Annotated in this window: 19 protein-coding genes and 2 pseudogenes; 16 read left to right on the top strand and 5 right to left on the bottom strand. The window is 54.7% G+C overall.

The annotated features are described in order from the left end of the window. Positions 1 to 227: 227 nt before the first annotated feature. Positions 228 to 2126, bottom strand: coding sequence for a potassium transporter Kup (locus ACST81_RS26620; RefSeq protein WP_012476026.1), 1899 nt, complete (start codon positions 2124 to 2126; stop codon positions 228 to 230). A 468-nt stretch (positions 2127 to 2594) separates the two neighbouring features. Between ACST81_RS26620 and ACST81_RS26615 the strand changes: the two are divergent. From ACST81_RS26615 to ACST81_RS26605, 3 genes and pseudogenes are all read left to right on the top strand, one after another. Next, positions 2595 to 3795 (top strand): annotated as a pseudogene (locus ACST81_RS26615) (pyridoxal phosphate-dependent aminotransferase). A 25-nt stretch (positions 3796 to 3820) separates the two neighbouring features. Further along, positions 3821 to 5077, top strand: a complete 1257-nt coding sequence (locus ACST81_RS26610) for a cytochrome P450 (RefSeq protein ID WP_234886495.1) — start codon at positions 3821 to 3823, stop codon at positions 5075 to 5077. A 203-nt stretch (positions 5078 to 5280) separates the two neighbouring features. Beyond that, positions 5281 to 7836 (top strand): two-component system VirA-like sensor kinase, encoded by a 2556-nt coding sequence (locus tag ACST81_RS26605; protein WP_010900341.1) that lies wholly within the window; start codon positions 5281 to 5283, stop codon positions 7834 to 7836. A gap of 72 nt (positions 7837 to 7908) precedes the next feature. Here the strand turns inward: ACST81_RS26605 and ACST81_RS26600 are convergent, their stop codons facing one another. Continuing rightward, a complete protein-coding gene (locus tag ACST81_RS26600; RefSeq protein ID WP_077768110.1) occupies positions 7909 to 8151 on the bottom strand; it encodes a hypothetical protein in 243 nt (80 codons plus the stop codon). A gap of 456 nt (positions 8152 to 8607) precedes the next feature. Here ACST81_RS26600 and ACST81_RS26595 point away from each other — a divergent pair, with 456 nt between their 5' ends. From ACST81_RS26595 to ACST81_RS26540, 12 genes are all read left to right on the top strand, one after another. Continuing rightward, positions 8608 to 9330 carry a type IV secretion system lytic transglycosylase VirB1 gene (locus tag ACST81_RS26595; protein WP_010900342.1) on the top strand — a complete coding sequence of 241 codons (723 nt, stop codon included), beginning with the start codon at positions 8608 to 8610 and terminating at the stop codon, positions 9328 to 9330. Then, positions 9330 to 9695: a pilin major subunit VirB2 gene (virB2, locus tag ACST81_RS26590; protein WP_010900343.1), complete on the top strand. Its 366-nt coding sequence runs from the start codon at positions 9330 to 9332 to the stop codon at positions 9693 to 9695. The genes ACST81_RS26595 and virB2 overlap by 1 nt, the downstream gene beginning before the upstream one ends. Beyond that, complete coding sequence (locus ACST81_RS26585; RefSeq protein WP_010900344.1) at positions 9692 to 10018, top strand: type IV secretion system protein VirB3; 327 nt, start codon at positions 9692 to 9694, stop codon at positions 10016 to 10018. Before virB2 ends, ACST81_RS26585 begins: the two co-directional genes overlap by 4 nt. Then, on the top strand, positions 10018 to 12387 hold the full coding sequence (locus ACST81_RS26580) for a VirB4 family type IV secretion/conjugal transfer ATPase (protein ID WP_077768109.1): 2370 nt from the start codon (positions 10018 to 10020) through the stop codon (positions 12385 to 12387). Before ACST81_RS26585 ends, ACST81_RS26580 begins: the two co-directional genes overlap by 1 nt. A gap of 16 nt (positions 12388 to 12403) precedes the next feature. Further along, entirely contained in the window at positions 12404 to 13072 is a 669-nt protein-coding gene (gene virB5 / locus ACST81_RS26575) for a pilin minor subunit VirB5 (RefSeq protein WP_012476031.1), read from the top strand. Positions 13073 to 13138: 66 nt separating this feature from the next. Further along, positions 13139 to 14026 carry a type IV secretion system protein gene (locus ACST81_RS26570; RefSeq protein ID WP_010900347.1) on the top strand — a complete coding sequence of 296 codons (888 nt, stop codon included), beginning with the start codon at positions 13139 to 13141 and terminating at the stop codon, positions 14024 to 14026. Positions 14027 to 14053: 27 nt separating this feature from the next. Next, complete coding sequence (locus tag ACST81_RS26565; RefSeq protein WP_010900348.1) at positions 14054 to 14221, top strand: type IV secretion system lipoprotein VirB7; 168 nt, start codon at positions 14054 to 14056, stop codon at positions 14219 to 14221. Further along, entirely contained in the window at positions 14208 to 14921 is a 714-nt protein-coding gene (locus ACST81_RS26560) for a type IV secretion system protein VirB8 (RefSeq protein WP_012476032.1), read from the top strand. The genes ACST81_RS26565 and ACST81_RS26560 overlap by 14 nt, the downstream gene beginning before the upstream one ends. Next, the gene (gene virB9 / locus ACST81_RS26555; protein ID WP_012476033.1) at positions 14918 to 15796 is read left to right on the top strand and encodes a P-type conjugative transfer protein VirB9; all 879 of its coding nucleotides are present in this window, start codon (positions 14918 to 14920) and stop codon (positions 15794 to 15796) included. Before ACST81_RS26560 ends, virB9 begins: the two co-directional genes overlap by 4 nt. After that, complete coding sequence (gene virB10, locus ACST81_RS26550; RefSeq protein ID WP_012476034.1) at positions 15796 to 16926, top strand: type IV secretion system protein VirB10; 1131 nt, start codon at positions 15796 to 15798, stop codon at positions 16924 to 16926. Before virB9 ends, virB10 begins: the two co-directional genes overlap by 1 nt. 33 nt (positions 16927 to 16959) lie before the next feature. Then, positions 16960 to 17994, top strand: coding sequence for a P-type DNA transfer ATPase VirB11 (virB11, locus tag ACST81_RS26545; protein WP_012476035.1), 1035 nt, complete (start codon positions 16960 to 16962; stop codon positions 17992 to 17994). A gap of 235 nt (positions 17995 to 18229) precedes the next feature. Further along, positions 18230 to 18955: a response regulator gene (locus ACST81_RS26540; protein WP_012476036.1), complete on the top strand. Its 726-nt coding sequence runs from the start codon at positions 18230 to 18232 to the stop codon at positions 18953 to 18955. A gap of 106 nt (positions 18956 to 19061) precedes the next feature. Here the strand turns inward: ACST81_RS26540 and ACST81_RS26535 are convergent. From ACST81_RS26535 to ACST81_RS26525, 3 genes and pseudogenes are all read right to left on the bottom strand, one after another. Further along, positions 19062 to 19759: pseudogene (locus ACST81_RS26535) on the bottom strand (IS5 family transposase). 163 nt (positions 19760 to 19922) lie between these two features. Then, positions 19923 to 20528, bottom strand: coding sequence for a conjugal transfer protein VirC2 (locus tag ACST81_RS26530; protein ID WP_010900354.1), 606 nt, complete (start codon positions 20526 to 20528; stop codon positions 19923 to 19925). A 2-nt stretch (positions 20529 to 20530) separates the two neighbouring features. Further along, positions 20531 to 21226 (bottom strand): conjugal transfer ATPase VirC1, encoded by a 696-nt coding sequence (locus tag ACST81_RS26525; RefSeq protein ID WP_012476039.1) that lies wholly within the window; start codon positions 21224 to 21226, stop codon positions 20531 to 20533. A gap of 254 nt (positions 21227 to 21480) precedes the next feature. Here ACST81_RS26525 and virD1 point away from each other — a divergent pair, with 254 nt between their 5' ends. Further along, on the top strand, positions 21481 to 21927 hold the full coding sequence (gene virD1 / locus ACST81_RS26520; protein WP_012476040.1) for a T-DNA border endonuclease subunit VirD1: 447 nt from the start codon (positions 21481 to 21483) through the stop codon (positions 21925 to 21927). The last annotated feature ends 6 nt before the right edge of the window (positions 21928 to 21933 follow it).

Below are 21933 nucleotides of genomic sequence, written 5' to 3'. Positions count from 1 at the left end.
TCAGTCTCCTTGTACAGCTTTCACCCCCTATGCAATCTGAATGTGCTAAAATGATTTGCCGTGGGAGAAGGTCAGTTTCAGCTGTAATCCAACGGGGCTGGATGAATGCGGCTCGCTCTGCATTAGAGGCAGATATTGGTCCGAACCTGCTCGCAAAGTCGGGACAATCCCTTGTTTGCCAAACACTGTCGAGAGTGGTCCTCGCCGGTCGCCGTCAGGGGCCGCGTCTAAACGATAATCTGCGATCCCAGTTCAACAACCCGGTTGGCAGGAAGGTGAAAATAGTCTGATGGGAGTGAGGCCGCATTCGCAAGGAGGATGTAGAACCGGTCCTGCCAGTAGGGCATGCCTGAATTGGCGTCCGGCACCAGCTTGCGCCGGCCGAGATAGAATGAGGTCGACATGATGTCGAACTTCAGTCCGGCCTTGCGCAGCGTCGCGAGCGCCTGTGAGACGTTCTGCGATTCCATGAAGCCGAACAGCAGTTCGACGCGCGAGAAACGCTCGGAAATCTGCTCGACCTTGTAACGGTCCTGACTCGGCACACGCGGCTTGTTGACCGTGCGGATCGTCAGGATGACGTTGCGGTCGTGCAGCACGTGATTGTGCTTGAGATTGTGCAGCAGGGCGGCGGGTGCGGATTCCGGATCGCTGGTCAGGAAGATCGCCGTGCCGGGAACCTGGGCCGGCGAATGTTCGCTCTTGCGCTCGATCGAGCTGACGAAGGAGGCGAGCGGAATATCGGTGTGGCGGGTCTTTTCCATCAGGATCGCAGTGCCGCGGCGCCAGGTCCACATGATGACGGTAAAGGCCGTGGCGATCAGGATCGGGATATAGCCGCCGTCGTGGATCTTCAAAAGATTGGCGCCGAGGAAGATCAATTCGAGTATGACCAGCGGCGCCAGCGCGATCACCGCAACCGGCAGCGACCAGTTCCAACGGGCGCGAACGAATTCGAAGGCCATGATCGAGGTGACGACCATGGCGCCGGTGACGGAGATGCCATAGGCGGTCGCCAGCGCGTCCGAGGTTTTGAAACTCAGGACCAGGAAGATGACGCCGATGAACAGCACGGCATTGACCGAGGGCACGAAAATCTGCCCGGTATTGGTTTCCGAGGTGAAGAGGATTTCCCTGCGCGGCAGGAAGCCAAGGTTGATGCCCTGGCGCACCATCGAGAAAGCGCCTGTTATAACAGCCTGGCTGGCGATGATCGTCGCCGCGGTCGCCAGGATGACAACCGGCAGCAGCGCCCATTGCGGATACATCAGGTAGAAGGGATCCGACATCGTCTCCGGCTTGCCGAGCACGAGTGCGCCCTGCCCGAGATAGTTCAGCGTCAGCGACGGGAAGACCAGCAGGAACCAGGCCCACTGGATCGGGCGACGGCCGAAATGGCCGAGATCGGCATAAAGCGCCTCCGCACCCGTCACCGTCAGGAAGACGGCGCCGAGCACGACGACGCCGTAGAAGCCCTCATGCAGCAGGAAGCTGACGGCATAGTAAGGATTGAAGGCGGCAAGAATGCCGAAATCGTCCGAGATATGCGAAATGCCGGCGGCGGCCATGACGAGGAACCAGACGGCGGTGATCGGGCCGAAGAATTTGGCGACGGCGCCGGTGCCGCGCGATTGCACGACGAAGAGCAGCGCCAGGATCACCACCGAGATCGGCACGATATATTCCGAGAGCCTGGGCGTGACGAGCTTCAGGCCTTCGACCGCCGACAGCACCGACAGCGCCGGCGTGATCATCGCGTCGCCGAGGAAAAGCGCAGCCCCCAAGAGGCCGAGCAGCATCAGGATGGCGGTATGGCCGTTGGCGGTCTTCATCAAAAGAGCAAGCAGCGACAGCGTGCCGCCCTCGCCTTCGTTGTCGGCGCGCAGCAGGAAGAGCACATATTTGATGGTGACGATGATCGTCAGCGCCCAGATCATCAGCGAGATCAGGCTGATGACCTCGAAACGGGTGAGCCCGTCATGGGCCACCGGCTTCAACGCCTCGCGAAAGGCGTAGAGCGGGCTGGTCCCGATATCGCCGTAAACGACGCCGATGGAACCCAGCGTCAGATAGAACAGCTTTTTCGGCGTCATCTGGGATTCGGTCGGATGGCTTTCTGCGGACATGATTTCAACAGGCTCTTCGGAGCCCCAGCCTCCTTTTCCCGCATCGTTTAAAACGCAACAAAGGCTTTCGCAACGGCGTTGGAAAATTGACCGGTCGAAGAATTCTTTGATGATGCAGGCGTTTCTTTGAGGCCTTATCTCATGATCTCAACAGAGCTGAAACGTCGGATCGAGCTTCATCTGTAACGCTCACAAAGTTGCAAATCCGTTCGGCAAACTGATGCGCTGATCGAGGACCACTCGGGCTCTTAAAGCGACGAGTTTCGCAGGGGCGGCTTTCAGAATTGCCGATCGCAGACGCGGCGGCATACCAAGCCGCTTTGAACGACTTCAAATCGCGCGCTTCGCTGAGGACGTCAAATTTGATTTCATTTGTAACAGGGGACCACGCGTCGATTGAAATCCGAAGCGCGTTCAACATAAAAACATCGGGAAGACTTCCTTTTGAAACGTTTGGGTCAGCCTGTCATGTTCGTGCGTTCCGATGCTCTCTCCCGTATAAAGCCTTCTGCCACTATCGTTGTCTCGCAGAAGTTTCGCGAGCTTAAAGCTGAGGGCAGGGACGTGGTCCGCCTCAATATAGGAGAGCCGGATTTCGATACGCCCGACAATATCAAGACGGCCGCCATCGACGCGATCAACCGCGGCGAAACGAAGTACACGCCGGTGTCCGGTATCCCCGAGCTGCGCAAGGCGATCGCCTCCAAGTTCAAGCGCGAAAACGGTCTGGAATATTCCTGGGAGCAGACGATCGTTGGCACCGGCGGCAAGCAGATCCTGTTCAACGCCTTCATGGCGACGCTGAACCCGGGCGATGAAGTCGTCATCCCGGCGCCTTACTGGGTGTCTTATCCCGAGATGGTGGCGCTTTGCGGCGGCACGCCGGTTTTCGTTTCGGCCACCCAGGAGCATGACTTCAAGCTTCAGCCGGCGGATCTCGAAAAGGCGATCACGCCGAAGACCAAGTGGTTCATCTTCAACTCGCCGTCCAACCCGACGGGTGCGGCCTATACGCATGCGGAGCTGAAGGCGCTGACCAACGTGCTGATGCAGCATCCCCATGTCTGGGTGCTGACCGACGACATGTACGAGCACCTGACCTATAGCGACTTCAAGTTCGTCACGCCCGTTGAAGTCGAGCCCAGCCTCTACGACCGGACGCTGACGATGAACGGCGTCTCCAAGGCCTATGCAATGACCGGCTGGCGTCGGCTATGCCGCCGGCCCGCTCCAGCTCATCAAGGCCATGGACATGATCCAGGGGCAGCAGACCTCGGGTGCGACGTCGATCGCCCAGTGGGCGGCTGTCGAAGCGCTGAACGGCACCCAGGACTTCATCCCGGCGAACAAGAAGATCTTCGAAGGCCGCCGCGACCTCGTCGTCTCCATGCTGAACCAGGCCAAGGGCATCGTCTGCCCGGTGCCGGAAGGCGCCTTCTACGTCTATCCGTCCTGCGCCGGCCTGATCGGCAAGACGGCGCCGTCGGGCAAGGTCATCGAGACGGACGAGGATTTCGTTTCCGAGCTTCTGGAATCGGAAGGCGTTGACGTCGTTCACGGCTCGGCCTTCGGCCTCGGCGCGAACTTCCGCATCTCCTATGCGACGTCGGAAGCGCTTATCGAGGAAGCCTGCCGCCGCATTCAGCAGTTTTGCTCGAATTGCTCGTAAGAGCGTATCCTCCAGAGGTTATTTTATGAATGGTAGAGTTTCTCAAAAAGTGTCGGAAGAGTCCGGGCCAATGATATCGGCGTCGATCGACCCAGACAACGTTAGTATCGCGGACTTAGATCGGTTCGGCCACGCTATTTTTAAAGAATGGCGGCCGAAGCGGCCCTTCCTCCGCAGGCAGGACGGCGTATACCTCGTACTTAGGGCGGACGATGTATTGGGCTTAAGTAGTGACCCTCGGACCCGTCAGATAGAGACGGAACTGATGCTCAATCGGGGGGTCAACGAAGGAGCGGTCTTCGACTTCGTTCGCTACAGCATGCTTTTTTCAAACAAGGAAACCCACAGCAGGCGTCGCTCTCCTTTTACTCGGACTTTCGCATTCCGGATGATTGAAAATCTACGTCCGCAAATAAGGCAATTGACGGAGATCCTTTTTCGAGATTTGAAGGAGCTTGGTTCCTTCAATTTCGTGGGGGAATATGCTTCAAAGCTCCCAGCCGTTACGATAGCCAGCCTGTTAGGCCTCCCGCCAAGCGACATTCCCTATTTTACTCAACTCGTCTATCGCGTTGCTCGCTGCCTGAGCCCTTCATGGCGGGATGCCGACTTTCCGGACATCGAAAAATCAGCGGTCGAGTTTAAGAACTACGTGCAAGCGGTAATTGACGATCGCCGAACGGATCCGCGTGATGACTTCCTCTCATCCTACATAAACGCAACGCGAGAAGCGGAGGATCTCTCGCCCGTCGAAGGCCTAACCCAGCTGATGCTTATCATCTTGGCTGGAACTGACACGACCAAAACCGGCCTCACTGCACTGACCGGACAGCTTTTGCAACATCGACAGGCATGGGACGCACTGTTGAACGATGGTACTCTCGTGGCCGCCGCCGTCGAGGAGGGACTGCGCTTTGAGCCTCCAGTCGGATCCTATCCCCGTTCAACACTGGCAGATATTGATCTTGACGGGTTCATACTACCCAAAAATAGTCTTCTCGCACTTTGCACCATGTCCGCGCTAAGAGACGAGAAACACTATGTCCACCCTCAACTTTTCGATATTCATCGCAAGCAGATGCGCTGGCATATGGTATTTGGCACCGGTGAACATCGATGCCTTGGGGAAGCGTTGGCTCGTTTGGAATTGCAAGAAGGACTTGCTACGGTGCTTAGACATGCTCCCAATCTCTCGATTGAAGGTGAATGGCAGGCGGTACAGGGTCATGGAGGTGTGCGCCGAATTGCGGAGATGAGAGTTGGCTTCAATCGAGAAAATTGAAGCGAGTTGCTTTCTCTCGTTGGCTGATGGGAAGAAAGCGCATAGGAGTCGCCGCCAAATTCTTGTCGGACCAGCTTGGTTTGTTCGGTCGGTGTTTTTCACCGTGGATGCGGAGTAATGAGAAACTGGGTCAGACCACTGGGCTCCGTTGATTCCGCGAAATCTGCTTAGTTGGATTGGCTGTCAGAAGGAGAGGTGACCGCATGATTTGGGATCATTTATCACCTTCCCGAAGGGTTCTGCTTGATATCAAATCGTGGTCTGTATTGGTACTGGTAATTGCCTCGATATCTTTTGCGGTTCTGGCCATAGGATCTTGGCAAGACAACGAAAGCAACGAAGCGATCCTGACAGAGCTGCAATCGATCGACGTGGATTGCGCGATGCTGCAGCGGAATGTGTTGCGTGCTCACGCCGGCCTTCTTCGGAATTACCATCCTCTTATCGTCCCTCTGGGGCGACTGCGCACGAGCGTCGCAGATTTACAGCAGCTTTTTAGGCGGGCGGGCCTCGACGGGGCCGGTGAATTTTCTGAATTGCTGGCGCGGGTGAAGAGCTCAGTAGATGCGACCGACGCAGCCGTTGCAGCGTTCGGTACGCAAAATGTAATGTTCCAGGATTCGTTGGCGACCTTTAACCAGTCGATAGCTTCGCTTCCGAGGTCTTTGGATACGAGGGATTTGAACTCGCTAGAAGTCGCTGAGTTGGGCTATCTGATGCTCCAGTTTTCGTCTCAGCCAAATTTCGAGTTTGCACGGGAAATCAACCAACGTCTCGACCGGCTTCAGGTTTCGGCGAACGGGGATAAGGCAGGCGTCAAGGAGATCGTTCGCAGTGGGAGGATTATCCTGACTCTACTGCCGCGATTGAAAGACACCGTTGGAGTGATCCAAACTTCTGAAACCATCGACAACACGAAGAAGTTGCAGCGAGCATACCTTGAAGCTTATAGCTTGGCCAGCGCGGGTGAACAGCGGGTACGGGTCTTCCTCGGCGCAGTTTCGGTTTTCTTTTGCTTTTGCATAATTTCCCTAGTCCATAGGTTACATCTGCGAACCAAGGTGTTGACGAGACGACTGGACTTCGAAGAAGTGATCAAAAAGATTGGGCTTTGCTTCGAAGATGCTTCAGAAGCAAAACCGTCGTTGGAATCCTCAACGAATGCCGCGTTGGGAATTATCCAATTATTCTTTGAAGCTCATCAATGCGCGCTGGGACTGGTCAACATCAATGAGAATGACGTTGGCGTCACCTTTTTTGGAAGCACTCCTGCGCCAGAGTGGAACGAACAACGGGTGCGCGAAATTGTTTCCACGGTAGGGGCCGAGGACGGCGGGCGGATTTTCCGAGCCTATCCTCAACGAAAAGCGAGCTGCTTCGGTGAGGACTCTCCATTTCTGTGGGTGCTGCTTGCGTTCAAGGTATCCGATCGAATAGTCGCTGTCTTTGGCCTGGGATTTGATCGAGAGCATCTACAGACGCCGACCGCACGTGAAATGCAGCTGATGGAACTAGCGGCTGCATGTGTTAGCCACTATGCGGTCATTCGGCGCAAGCAGTCCCAGCGAGATATTCTGGAACGTCGTTTGAAACATGCGGAACGGCTTGAAGCAGTTGGTACGCTTGCCGGCGGCATTGCGCATGAATTTAACAACATTTTGGGTGCAGTTCTGGGTTACGCGGAAATGGCACACAACGTTCTGCGCCGTCGTACTCATGCTCGAGACTACATCGATCACATCATTTCTGAAGGCAATCGAGCGCGGTTGATTGTCAACCAGATCCTTGCCCTTAGTCGAAAGCGGGATCGAACAACAAAACCATTCGATCTTTCGGAGTTAGTGACCGTGATCGCGCCGTCGTTACGTGTTGCGTTGCCTCCGGGCGTCGAGCTCGATTTCAAATATCAGAGCGCTCCAATGGTTATCGAAGGAAACTCACTTGAGGTCGAGCAAATACTGATGAATTTGTGCAAAAACTCTGCTGAAGCATGCCGAGAGTTAGGGCGTGTGGAGGTCAGCGTTAGGAGGTCTGTCGTACGGAAACACAAGGTTCTTACAAACGGTACTATTCCCACCGGCGAGTATATCCTTCTTTCAGTTGAGGATAACGGCGCAGGCATAACAGAGGCGGTATTATCGCACATTTTCGAGCCTTTTTTTACTACCCGCGCCCGCAGCGGTGGCACGGGCCTGGGATTATCCACGGTTCACGGTCACGTTAGCGCGATGGCTGGTTACATCGACGTGGTATCAACTGTCGGCAGAGGTACGCGCTTCGACGTCTACTTGCCACCTTCGTCGAAGCAGCCGGTAAATTCAGAGAGTTTTTTTGACCCTGGAAGAATCCCGCTTGGGAACGGCGAGATTGTCGCGGTGGTCGAACCCGACTTAGCCACGCTGGAAATGTACGAGGAAAAGATCGCGGCGCTGGGCTATGAGCCAGTCGGCTTTAACACGTTGGATGGTTTAATCGACTGGGTGTTGGAAGGAAAAGAACCTGATCTTGTTCTAATTGATCAACCGTCTTTGCTGGATGGAGACGGTGCAGGGTCCTTAATCTCAAAGCTGGCAAAAGCGCCCATCATCATTATTGGCGAAAACCAGAAAAATGTTCCCCTTTCTGCGGATCGCGAGGGATCTGCCCGTTTTTTGGAAAAGCCGATTTCAGCAAAGACTCTCGCCTATGTCGTTCGTGCGAATATCAGAACTGAACGAATGGTCGGCTCGAATAGCAGCGGAATCGTGATTGCGTCATAAACCGATACGCCCTCTGAACAGAAGCCGGCCGCACAACGCGATTGCTTATTAATTTAATCCCCAGTCGCGGAATCAGCCGGTCAGTCCCGACATCCGCAACAACGCAACTCCGGTTGCGGCTGCAATCACCGCCAGTGATATACAGGCAAAAAACCGGTAAACCTGCTCTTTTGATGTTAAGAGGAGATGGATCGAAGCGATCATCAGAAGGAAAATCGTCGCAAGTGCGCCATACGCCCAATACTCGTTCGAATAAAGCCATGTTCCCAAAGCCAACAGACCGCAAACAAAAAAAACGAGTTCGAGCTTTTGCAAGACAACACCTCAAAAAGATCTCGTTGTGATCCTAGGACATCGGTCTCGCAGGTCAATACTGCGATCGCGTTTCATGCAACGGACTTGATGTATCTGCCGCGCGGCACTAGGAGACGTGAGGAACGGCCCCCTGTCTAGGGTGCAGTCGGTGCCGATCTCCGCTTCGGGGGCGCTTTGCGAAATCTCCTGCGGCTGCACCATCCTCCGCGCCAGCCTGCGAAAATTTTCGAAAACCGCCGCTATGGTGAATTCGCTCTCATGGCCTAGGGATCACCGCTTGGGCCGCCGATTCCCTCGATTCAAGAAATCAAACGGCTTCGCTTCGATGCTTCAAATGAAACCGAGAGGTAAGATAATAAAATCAGAAAGTAACAGACACCTCCCATAGTCGCGACTGTTAGCGATCGAGTCATTTCATGCTGACCAAGATCATTGCGATACAGTGGGGAATAAACAATGCGGAAGACGGCAGGATCTTTCGGGATCATTTTTCTGATGGTCCAGCCAAGCAAAGCTGCGCCGCTCTCGTTCGCTGAATTTAACCAACTCGCTCGCGAATGCGCACCTTCAGTCGCTCCATCGACGCTTGGAGCGATTGCGAAGGTTGAAAGTCAGTTTGATCCGCTCGTGCTGCATGACAATACCACCGGCGAAACTTTACATGGCAAGAATCCGGCGGATGCTACGCAAAGCGTAAACAATCGCGTCGCAGCAGGGCATTCAGTCGATGTAGGCCTAATGCAAGTGAACTCGAAAAATTTCGCGAACTTGGGCTTGACTGCCGGCAATGCAATCAACCCTTGCGTGTCCCTGTCGGCGGCGGCGGACCTGCTCGTACGGCATTATAGTGGCGGCGACACGGTAGAGTCAGAACAACTTGCCATCCGGCGAGCAATTTCGGCTTACAATACCGGCAACCCGACACGCGGCTTCGCGAACGGCTATGTGCGGAGGGTCGAAGTGGCGGCTCAGCTACTCGTCCCCCCGCTGGCTCAGTCGGGGAAAAAAGGCGACCGTGATGAGCGGAGTCCAGAAGAACCCTGGAACGTCTGGGGTTCATACGACCGCTCCCACTCAGCAGTCGGTTCGTCCGCGCCGCCAGAGGCGCAGCAGCCGAATGAGCGCAAATCCCCCGAACAAGATCAAGTTTTCGAACCGAATGATGGAGATGCACCATAATGGCATGGCTTGAAGGATACCGCGCACCGTCGAAATTCCGTGGCCTCTGGCACAGAGCTGTGCGCCTGCTGGCTCCGCACGTGCCGAGCGTCACCGGCGCGATCGGCTGGAGCTTGTTTTTCTGCGAGCCAGCTGCCGCGCAGGCCGCTGGGGGCACTGACCCCGCCACCATGGTCAACAATATCTGCACGTTTATTCTCGGTCCGTTTGGTCAATCGCTCGCCGTTCTTGGTATCGTAGCCATCGGGGTATCGTGGATGTTCGGCCGAGCTTCCCTTGGTCTGGTAGCAGGTGTTGTTGGCGGGATCGTTATCATGTTTGGAGCCAGCTTTCTCGGCCAAACACTGACAGGGGGCGGGGGATGAATGCCGATCTTGAAGAAGCCACACTCTACTTGGCGGCAACGAGACCTGCATTGTTCTTTGGGGTACCGCTGACGCTTGCTGGAGTTTTCATGATGTTGGCGGGGTTTCTCATCGTTGTTGTGCAGAACCCCCTCTATGAAATTGTTCTCTTGCCGCTGTGGCTTGGAGCGCGGCTCATCGTAGAGCGGGACTATAACGCGGCAAGCGTGGTCTTGCTGTTTCTCCAGACGGCAGGGAGAAGCGTTGACGGCCATGCGTGGGGCGGCGCGAGCGTCAGTCCCAACCCCATCAGAGTGGCGTCGCGAGGAAGAGGAATGACGTAATGTTCGGAGCAAGCGGACGGACCGAGAGATCTGGGGAAATCTACCTGCCTTACGTAGGGCACCTCAGCGACCATGTCGTTCTTCTAGAGGACGGTTCCATCTTGACCATGGCGCATATCAGTGGCCTTCCCTTCGAACTGGAGGAAGTAGAGGTCCGAAATGCGCGCTGCCGTGCCTTTAACACGCTCTTTCGCAATATTGCCGATGATAACGTCTCAGTATATGCCCATCTCGTCCGTCACAACGATGTGCCAGTACCGCCGGTACGCCATTTTCGCAGCACCTTCGCGTCAAGCCTAAGCGAAACGTTCGAGCGGCGTGTTCTGTCTGGTAAACTGTTTCGAAACGACCACTTCCTCACGCTCATTGTCTCTCCTCGCACCGCTCTCGGTAAAGTGGGAAGCAGATTCACCAGGCGCTATGGGAAGAACCCAGGCGATCTTGCGCATCAGATCCGACATCTGGAGGATCTTTGGAACGTTGTCGCTGGCGCGCTTGATGGGTATGGACTTCGTCGACTTGGCATCCGAGAAAAAAATCAGGTGCTTTTCACGGAAATTGGTGAAGCCCTTCGCCTGATAATGACTTGTCGTTTTTTACCGGTGCCGGTCGTTAGCGGATCCCTCGGCGCCTCAGTTTATACCGACCGGGTCATCTGCGGCAAGCGTGCCCTCGAGATTAGAGCGCCGAAAGATCGTTACGTTGGATCTATCTTTTCATTCCGCGAGTACCCGGCAAAGACGCGGCCCGGAATGCTTAACACACTCCTGTCATCAAGTTTTCCGCTCGTTTTGAGCCAGAGTTTCTCTTTCCTCACACGTGCACAGGCTCACGCCAAGCTCAGCCTCAAATCGAACCAGATGACTAGCTCCGGTGACAAGGCGGTCACCCAGATCGGTGAACTCGCCCAAGCAGAAGATTCATTGGCCAGTAGCGAATTCGTCATGGGTTCGCATCATCTCAGCCTTTGTGTCTATGGCGATGATCTCGATACCCTTGCCGACTATGGTGCGCGAGCCCGCACGAGCTTGTCGGACGCGGGCGCGGTTATCGTGCAGGAAAGCATTGGAATGGAGGCTGCATACTGGTCTCAGCTTCCAGGAAACCACAGATGGCGTACCCGTCCCGGAGCGATCACTTCACGCAACTTTGCCGGCTTGGTTTCATTCGAGAACTTCCCTATCGGAAGGAAGTCGGGCCATTGGGGAGGTGCGGTTGCTCGTTTCCGTACAAACGGCGGGACGCCCTTCGATTATATTCCGCACGAAAACGACGTGGGCATGACCGCGATCTTCGGGCCGATTGGCAGGGGAAAAACGACACTTATGACCTTCATCCTGGCGATGCTTGAGCAGAGCGTGGTTGACCGCAGCGGGACGATCGTTTTTTTCGATAAGGATCGTGGCGGTGAACTGCTTGTGCGCGCCACCGGGGGCACGTACCTCACGTTACGACGAGGTGTCCCAAGCGGCCTTGCACCTTTGCGCGGCCTAGAGGATACGGCAGCGGCGCGGGACTTTCTCCGCGAGTGGATCGTGGCGCTGATTGAAAGCGACGGCAGGGGGGGAATTTCGCCGGAGGAAAATCGCCGCTTAGAGCGCGGTATCCAACGGCAACTTTCGTTTGAGCCTAACATGAGATCCCTTGCGGGCTTAAGGGAGTTCTTATTGCACGGGCCCTCCGAAGGTGCGGGAGCTAGATTGCAGCGGTGGTGCCGAGGCAACGCTCTTGGCTGGGCGTTTGACGGCGAATCGGACGAAGTGAAGTTAGATCCTTCGATTACGGGCTTCGATATGACCCATCTCCTCGAATATGAGGAGGTATGCGCGCCGGCCGCAGCATACCTTTTGCATCGAATAGGAGCGATGGTAGATGGCCGACGCTTCGTCATGAGCTGCGATGAGTTTCGTTCCTACCTGCTTAATCAGAAATTCGCAGCAGTCGTCGACAAGTTCCTGCTGACCGTCCGGAAGAACAACGGAATGTTAGTTCTTGCGACGCAGCAACCCGAGCACGTACTTGATTCACCATTGGGCGCAAGCCTCGTAGCACAATGTATGACCAAAATCTTCTACCCATCACCCACTGCAGACCGCTCTGCTTACATAGACGGGTTGAAGTGCACCGAGCGAGAATTTCAGGCTATTCGCGAGGAGATGGCGATTGGCAGCCGCAAATTTCTGCTGAAGCGCGAGAGCGGAAGTGTTGTGTGCGAATTCGATCTGCGCGACATGCCGGAATACGTCGCCGTACTATCCGGGCGTGCCAATACGGTGCGTTTTGCCCAGCAGTTGCGCGAGACGCATGGAGAGGAACCCTCTGCCTGGCTGGAAAAATTCATGACGCGCTACCATGAGGCACAGGATTGATCTGGAGTTCGAAGTCATGAATATTACGAAGCTCGTAATAAACGCACTTTTCATATGCCTTGTTCTGTCGGGGACTGCCAAGGCGCAGTTTGTTGTCAGCGACCCTGCAACGGAGGCCGAAACGCTGACGACAGCGATCAATACTGCGGCGAACCTCGAGCAATTGATCACGATGGTGACAATGTTGACCTCGCCCTTTGGCGTCACCGGCATGTTATCAGCGATCGACCAGAAAAACCAATATCCCTCTGCCGGCCAACTCGACAAGGAAATGTTTTCGCCGCAGATGCCTGCTTCGACAACTGCGCGTGCAATTACCTTAGATGCCGATCGCGCAGTCGTGGGCGACGACGCTGAAGGAAATCTTTTGCGACAGCAGATTGCAGGCGCCGCAAATGCTGCCGGTGTCGCGGCTGACAATCTGGATGCAATGGACAAGCGCCTTGCGGCAAATTCTGAGACATCGGGCCAGCTCTCCCGCTCACGCAATATCATGCAGGCCACCGTCACCAACGGTTTGCTTCTCAAACAGATCCATGACGCAATTATTCAAAACATTCAGGCGACCAGCCTGTTGACGATGACCACCGCACAGGCGGGGCTGCACGAGGCGGAGGAGGCGGCGACCCAACGAAAGGAACATCAGGCAACTGCGCTTATATTTGGCGCCGCTCAACTGCACTGATCCGCTACTGTTCATTCAGGGCCCTCTTTCTCCGTAGAAAATCGAAGCTAAATCCAGGTAAGGGCAATGAATTTTAGCATTCCTGCGCCTTTTACGGCGATACATACGATATTCGACCTCGCCTTCACCGTCGGGCTGGACACGTTGCTTGGGGACATTCAACGGGCAGTCAGCGCTCCTCTCGTGGCCTGCGTGACGCTATGGATCATTGTCCAGGGCATCCTCGTAATGCGTGGGGAAATGGACGCACGGGGCGGAATCACCCGGGTAATCATGGTATCGGTAGTTGTTGCTCTTATCGTTGAGCAGGCGGAATATCATGATTACGTTGTCTCGGTTTTCGAGGATACGATTCCGAATTTCATTCAACAGTTCGGTATCAGTGGGCTTCCTTTGCAGACGATTCCTGCTCAGCTCGACACGATGTTTTCACTCACGCAAGTAGCCTTTCAGAAGATTGCTTCTGAAATTGGGCCGATGAACGATCAAGACATCCTCGCCTTTCAAGGCGCACAATGGATTTTCTATGGAACGCTTTGGACTGCGTTTGGAATCTACGATGCCGTCGGAATCCTCACCAAGGTGCTATTGGCGATCGGTCCATTGATGCTCGTTGGCTATCTCTTCGATCGCACTAGAGACATGGCCGCGAAATGGATCGGCCAGCTCGTCACTTATGGCATACTTCTGCTTCTTCTAAACATAGTGGCAACTATCGTGGTTCTGACGGAAGCGACGGCACTCGTGCTAATGCTCGGGGTTATCACTTCTGCTGGCACAACGGCGGCCAAGATAATAGGCCTCTATGAACTCGACATGTTCTTTCTGACCGGCGACGCCTTGATCGTCGCTCTTCCGGCAATCGCCGGGAATATTGGAGGGAGCTATTGGAGCGGTGCGACGCAAACGGCCGGTAGCTTAAATCGCCATTTCGCCCGGACAATCCGCCGTTAGTCCCAGCTTCACAAATGGAGGATTTCCTTGAAGTACTTTCTATTGTTTTTGATCATCGGCTTGGCGTCTTGTCAGACAAGCGATCAGTTGGCGACTTGTAAGGGGCCTATTTTTCCGCTGAACGTCGGGCGATGGCAGCCTGCTCAGTCGGACCTTCAGCCTACCAACGCAGGAGAGGCTAATGAACGGCTCTGAATACGCGCTGTTAGTAGAGCGGGAAGCATTGGCGGACCACTATAAGGAAGTAGAAGCATTTCAGTCTGCACGTGCTAGATCAGCTCGGCGAATCTCTAGAGCCTTGGCTGCTTTGGCTGTCATTGCAGTCGCAGGAAACGTGGCGCAGGCCTTCGCTATCGCCGTCATGCTTCCGCTGAACAAACTTGTTCCAGTATATCTGTGGGTGCGCCCAGACGGTACAGTTGACAGTGAGGTATCTATTTCGCGGTTGCCGGCGACGCAGGAGCAAGCGGTCGTGAATGCGTCTCTATGGGAGTATGTTCGTCTGCGGGAGAGCTACTCGGCGGATACAGCCCAATACGCCTATGATCTGGTCTCGAGCTTCAGTGCCCCAACGGTGCGTCAAGATTATCAGCAGTTCTTCAATTACCCCAGTCCTAGCTCCCCCCAAACCATCATTGGTAAGCGCGGAAAGCTGGAAGCCGAGCACATCGGCTCAAACGAACTTATGACTGGCGTCCAGCAGATCCGCTACAAACGCACTCTCATCATGGAAGGGCAAGCTCCAATAGTAACCACCTGGACCGCAACGGTACATTATGAAACGGTAACTAACTTGCCCGGCCGATTGAGGCTGACAAATCCAGGCGGCTTAATCGTTACCTCCTATCAAACTTCGGAAGATACCGTTTCGAACACGACGCGGAGCCAGCAATGATCAAGAATTTGTTTCTGGGCCTGGTTTGTATCCTCTTTGTAACCAGCGGCGCGAACGCGGAAGACACGCCAGCGGCAGGCAAACTGGATCCACGTATGCGCTATCTCGCCTACAATCCCGATGAGGTTGTGCACCTTTCAACCGCTGTTGGAGCCACATTGGTCGTAACATTTGGGTCCAATGAAGCGGTGACAGCCGTCGCCGTTTCCAACAGCAAAGATCTCGCTGCGCTCCCACGCGGCAATTATCTGTTTTTCAAGGCCAGCAAAGTGCTGCAGCCGCAGCCTGTGATCGTCCTTACCGCAAGCGACGCAGGAATGCGGCGCTATGTTTTCAGCCTCGCGACCAGAACGATGTCTCGGCTCGATAAAGAGCAGCCTGACCTCTACTACAGCGTACAGTTCACTTATCCTGCCGACGTTGCCGCTGCTCGCCGAAAAGAAGCGGAGCAGAGAGATCTTGCGGATCGGATGCGGGCGCAAGCACAATATCAGCGTCGAGCCGAGGACTTGCTCGAGCGTCCGCCAGCAGGTGGCAGCACAGATGCGAAAAATTGGAGCTATGTCGCGCAAGGAGACCGCTCGCTATTACCGCTCGAGGTTTTCGACAACGGGTATTCCACGACATTTCGCTTTCCCGGAAACGTGCGTGTACCTTCAATCTACGTGATTAACCCAGATGGCAAGGAAGCCACGGCCAACTATTCAGTTAAGGGAGATTACGTTGAAGTAGCATCAGTTTCCAGGGAATGGCGTCTGCGGGACGGCCATACAGTACTTTGCATCTGGAATAAGGCATATGACGCCGTCGGACGGAAGCCGGGCACTGGCACAGTCAGACCCGATGTAGTGCGCGTGCTGAAGGAGACGAGGTGATGGAGGACGTGAATGCCCAATCCAGAGAAGGTATCGACGCGCCCGGATCCCTCGTCACCGATCCTCATGGCCGGCGCCTCTCGGGGTCGCAAAAGCTCCTTGTTGCGGGTTTAGTCCTGGTACTGTCGTTGAGCCTCATTTGGCTCGGGGCGCGTTCAAAGAAAAGGACCGAGCCGTCTCCACCAAACACAATGATCGATGCCAACACGAAGCCCTTTCGGCCGGCCCCGATTGATATTCCCGCCAAACCGGCAATGACACCGCCAGCTGCGGAAGCAACGGTTTTGCCGTCGGATCAACATCAGCGAGAACACAACGAACTGAGGCCCGAAGAAACACCGATCTTTGCCTACAGCGGAGGTGATCAGAATGGTGTCAAATCCGCCCCACACGCTGATATTCAGAACGGTGGCCAAGACAATAGAAACGCCAACTCCCTAGCCGCGTCGGAGGATTCTGCTGAGAACGATCTCTCTGTGCGCTTGAAACCGACAGTGTTGCAGCCTAGCCTCGCTATACTTTTGCCGCACCCAGATTTCACTGTTACGCAAGGAACGATCATTCCCTGCATACTGCAAACCGCCATTGATACAAATCTGGCAGGGTATGTGAAATGTGTACTTCCTCAAGACATACGCGGAGCAACCGGAAATGTTGTGCTTCTGGATCGCGGAACGACAGTTGTCGGCGAAATCCAGCGTGGACTGCAGCAGGGAGACGCCCGCGTTTTCGTTCTCTGGAATCGCGCGGAGACGCCCTCACACGCCGTCGTCTCTCTTTCCTCCCCGGGGGCCGACGAACTCGGCCGTTCCGGACTGCCGGGTACGGTCGACAATCATTTCTGGAAACGCTTTAGCGGGGCCATGCTCCTGAGTGTCGTCCAGGGCGCAGTCCAGGCGGCAAGTAGCTACGCAGGGAATTCGACCGGCGGGACCAGCTTCAATAGTTTCCAAAACAATGGCGAACAAGCGGCCGATACGGCCCTAAGGGCGGCCATAAACATTCCCCCAACCTTGAAAAAAAATCAGGGTGACACGGTCTCGATCTTCGTCGCGCGGGATTTGGATTTCTCAGGAATCTACCAGCTTCATATGACTGGTGGATCGGTGAAACGTCGGCATCTGCGCTAATGCACAGATAGCCAAAGCTGCGAGATGCATCCAATGGAAGTAAATCCGCAATTGCGCGCCCTTCTTAACCCAGTCTTGCAATGGCTCGATGACCCGAGGACTGAAGAAGTTGCCATAAACGGACCGGGAGAAGCCTTTGTACGCCAAAGTGGCGTCTTCACGAGGTTCGCCGCACCGTTCTCTTATGATGATCTCGAAGACATCGCCATTCTAGCAGGGGCATTGCGAAAACAAGATGTCGGCCCCCGCAACCCTCTTTGCGCTACCGAGCTCCCAGGTGGCGAGCGGATGCAAATCTGCTTGCCGCCAACGGTACCCTCTGGCACCGTGAGCTTGACAATTCGACGACCGAGCAATCGTGTCTCTGAATTGGGGGAAGTCTCGGCTCGCTACGATGTTCGTCGATGGAATCAGTGGCAAATCCGGACGCAGCGACGAGATCAACTAGACGAAGCGATTCTGCGCGACTACGACAATGGCGATCTGGAATCATTTTTACGTGCATGTGTTATCGGTAAGCGGACGATGTTGCTTTGTGGGCCGACCGGAAGCGGCAAGACCACGATGAGCAAGACCTTGATCAGTGCTATTCCGCGGGAAGAAAGGCTGATAACCATTGAAGATACGCTCGAACTCGTCATTCCACATGAGAACCACGTCAGACTGCTCTACTCCAAGAGTGGGGCAGGGCTAGGTGCAGTGACTGCGGAACAGCTGCTCCAGGCAAGCCTTCGGATGCGGCCTGACCGAATATTGCTCGGTGAGATGCGCGACGACGCGGCGTGGGCGTACCTGAGTGAGGTGGTCTCAGGCCACCCCGGATCGATTTCAACCATACATGGGGCGAATCCCGTCCAAGGCTTCAAAAAGCTGTTCTCACTTGTGAAGAGCAGTGTGCAGGGGGCATGCTTGGAAGATCGCACACTGATTGACATGTTGGCAACGGCAATCGATGTCATTGTTCCCTTCCGTGCTTACGGCGATGTTTACGAAGTGGGCGAAGTATGGCTCGCCGCCGATGCCCGCCGACGCGGTGAGACGATAGGGGATCTTCTAAACCAGCAATAGAGCCGCACGGAGGTCTGCTCGCGCAGATTTTAAAGCGTTACAAGTGTAGCGCGCTGCAGCAACTCCTGTCATCAATCTGAAACCTTCCGTTAGCATTTTTGTCATGCACGGCTTGGCCGAAATTTTGCCGAACTACCCTCATAGTGAGAGAAAATGATCAGGTTGAGGCTGAGACGTACATCCTCTGCTTGCACGAATCTATCGATTCTGCAGAATCCCATACGGAGGCGAACTGGTGAAACATGTTCTTGTCATCGATGACGATGCCGCGATGCGCCATCTTATTACCGAGTATTTAACGATTCATGCCTTAAGGGTCACCGCGGTATCAGATAGCCAGCAATTCAACCGGGTACTTGCATCAGAGACGGTCGATGTCGTCGTCGTGGATCTCAATTTAGGGCGTGAAGACGGACTTGAGATCGTTCGCAGTCTCGCCACAAAATCCGATGTTCCAATTATAATCATCAGCGGTGATCGCCTTGAGGAGGCGGATAAAGTGGTGGCGCTCGAGCTGGGAGCAACGGATTTTATCGCGAAACCTTTCGGAACGCGCGAGTTCCTAGCACGCATCCGTGTCGCATTACGCGTGCGACCGAATGTCATGCGAACCAAAGACCGGCGTTCATTTTGTTTCGCCGGCTGGACACTTAGTCTCAGACAGCGGCGATTGGTATCCGCACAAAATGGCGAGGTGAAGCTTACGGCAGGGGAATTCAATCTGCTCGTCGCTTTCCTGGAAAAGCCACGCGACGTGCTTTCCCGAGAACAGCTCCTCATCGCGAGCCGAGTGCGTGAGGAGGAAGTATATGACAGAAGCATTGATGTTCTCATTTTGAGGCTCCGCCGAAAGCTTGAGCAGGATGCAGCGAGCCCAAACTTGATCAAAACTGCCAGGGGTGCCGGCTATTTCTTCGACGCTGATGTGGATGTTTCCTATGGAGGTCTGATGGCGGCCTGAAGCAGCGACGCATATGCCTTTTTCGATCTGATCCTAGGACGCGGACTCGTTAATTGAAGCGATCCAGATTCTCGTCGCGGCAAGTTTGAGCCCGGCAAGGTAGTTGTCAGCACGTCTGTCGTATCGTGTTGCCAGACCACGCATCTGTTTGATGGTTGAAGAAACGCTCGATCAGATTGCGCTGGCGATAGACCCAACGGCTGAAACTGAAGGTCTGTTTTCGGTTGGCCTTGGCGGGGATGTTTGCCCAGCATTTGCGTTGCTTGGCGAAGTTACGGATCGCGTCGGTGTCATAGGCCTTGTCGGCAAGCAGTGTCGTTCCGGGCCGAATGTCACTCAGCAGCTTTTCGGCCATAGGAGCATCGGCGGCCTGACCGGCGGTCAATGCCAGTCGAACCGGCAAACCATCAGCATCGACGAGCGCGTGGATCTTTGTCGTCAGGCCGCCACGCGAACGTCCCATGCAAGGATCGGCAGATCCCCCTTTTTTTCGTTTGCACCATGCTGGTGAACGCGGACGCAGGAAGAATCGATCATGACGATCTCTCCGGCATAATGCCTTGAAACAGCGCCGGGAAGGCGATCCCAGACGCCTGCCTTGCGCCAGCGAGAGAAGCGATTGTAGAGCGTCGTGCGCGGACCATAGCGCTCCGGTACATCACGCCAGGATGAACCTGTCCGGAAACGCCATAGGATACCATTGATCACCCGGCGGTCATCCACGCGCTCAACTCCACGGCTGTTGGTCGGCAGCAAAGGGGCGATAACCGCCCATTCCTCGTCGGTCAGTTCGTGACGGCGCATAACAATCTCCTTTCCAGGAAATTGAATCACACAACGTCATCAACATGAACCCCGTTATGGGGACACAGCCTAGAGTGAGCTGGCTGTGTTGTAGCTGGGTAGGGGCTGCCTCATTGCCTGCTGTCGAATACAATACCGCCGTCAAGTGACCGGCCTCATCATATTAGCGTTCTTTTCTTATCTTCTCTTCGGCAAAGAAAGATGCAAGTGCGGCCGTAGCCAGTTTGTGGCCAAAAGCCCTGGCGGTCTCCAATCTCAATGGATCAAAGTGATTGCGTGCGACTTCTAACAGCGATACCGGGAACATGCGAGAAGTCAGGACAACGATAGGTTTTTCGACTACTTTTGAGATCGGGTAGCTTTGAGGCCCCGTGCTAAATGATCCGTCCGCCAACATGTTCTCAAAATCGGCGAGCGCACGGCGCAAGATCATCTGCAGCGCCTTGGTAGCGCTGTACTGCAGAATCAAGTTGTCATATATCTTCGATACCTCAGGAGCGGGGGGGCGTGCCGAAAGAAAGACCTGGACTTTTTCCGGCGGCGCAGTCGAACTCAAGGCGTCCGCCGTTAGCATTGATTGCCGATCGAAGTTGTCACGACGTTTGGCGGCGATAGGAGGCGCTGGTCGTTTTTCCTTTCCGGCTCTTTCAGGTAATTGCGAAGGCGCCAAGTTTTGCGAGGAAAGAGCTGGGATTGGGTGAACGATCGGTCGCGCGGCAGCAAGCCGTCTTGCTTCACCGACAGACAAAGCAGGTTTGCGGATCCCCATCTTCAATTCCCCAAGGTATCGCCAATCAATTCTGAAATTGTTACGAGTTCCTCCATCGCAATTCTGAGGTTCCGCTCAAGGAGGCGCATCGTCGGATCATTTGTCGTGTTCAGCAATGTGAGATGCAACATGCCACGCTCTTTCATTGCAGCGAACGCGTCTCGTTCATGCATTGGAGATTGTACGACAGGCAGATTCACCAGCATGTCTGACATCGCGCGTTGTGACGTGGTTAATCGGCCAACCGGGACTCGCTGGCGTAACACGGCGGTCGGAATCACTAAGTTCTCGCTCAGCAGCAGCTCGACAACATAACGATATGTCGAAAGTGCCTCATCGATATCCAGCGGCGTTAACATTGTCGGGATCAGAAGCAGGTTTGAGCTAGCGATGATTGTGTTATTGAGCTCGCTCGAACCACCATGCGTATCGGCCAGCGCATAATCAAATTCCTGAAGCTCGGCGTCCTCATAAGCCGCTTCAAGAAGCGACATTTCTTCTGCAGCGTACACCTCGCAGGATGTATCCCAGGTGTTGCTACGCATCGCGTTTTCTTTCCATCGCGTTAACGGCCGGTTCTCGTCCGCATCGAAGAGAGCCACTCTTTTGCCGTCTCTTGCAAACGCAGCGCAAAGGCCCATGAGCGCCGTGGTTTTGCCGGCGCCTCCTTTAAATGAGCAAAATGTCAGAAGTTTCATAAGTTTATCCTGGCGACGTTGTGAACGAAAGTGCGTCTGTATCATTGTTTGTATGTGTGACTGTCTGTATAGCGAAATTATCAGGAGTATATTTCAATTGCATTGAAGGATAGTTGCAAATGTAACTATATAGATCCGAATATGAACAGTATATTCTTGAATTTATTCTGTTGGCGGCTAGGCTCCCTCAGTCTCAACTGGAGAATTTCACTCCGGAACAAATCCAGATCATTCCGTTTTCTATGGAGCAAGCCATGTCGCAAAGCGAAAAATCCACTTCAAGTGACATTGTCGACCGGCGTGAAGGCCCGAAGATTGAAGGTTTCAAGGTCGTTAGCACTCGTTTGCGATCGTCGGAATATGAGAGCTTCTCTCGCCAAGCCCGTCTGCTGGGGCTCTCCGACAGCATGGCCATAAGAGTTGCGGTTCGCCGCATTGCCGGCTTTCTCGAAATCGATGCAGAGACTCGTCAGATGATGGAAGCCATTCTTCATTCAATAGGAGCACTCTCAAACAACATTGCCGCGCTGCTGTGTGCCTATGCTGAAAATCCGACAACGGATTTGGGCGCTCTGCAAGCTGAACGAAACGCTTTCGGTAAATCGTTCGCTGATCTCGACGGTTTGCTCCGTTCCATTTTGTCCGTATCACGGCGACGGATCGACGGTTGCTCCATGCTGGCGGACGCCTTGCAGCATTAACGTAGC

The sequence above is a fragment of the Pararhizobium sp. O133 genome, assembly GCF_051669845.1.
Lineage (GTDB): Bacteria > Pseudomonadota > Alphaproteobacteria > Rhizobiales > Rhizobiaceae > Pararhizobium.
This window is presented reverse-complemented; position numbering and strand designations above follow the sequence as displayed.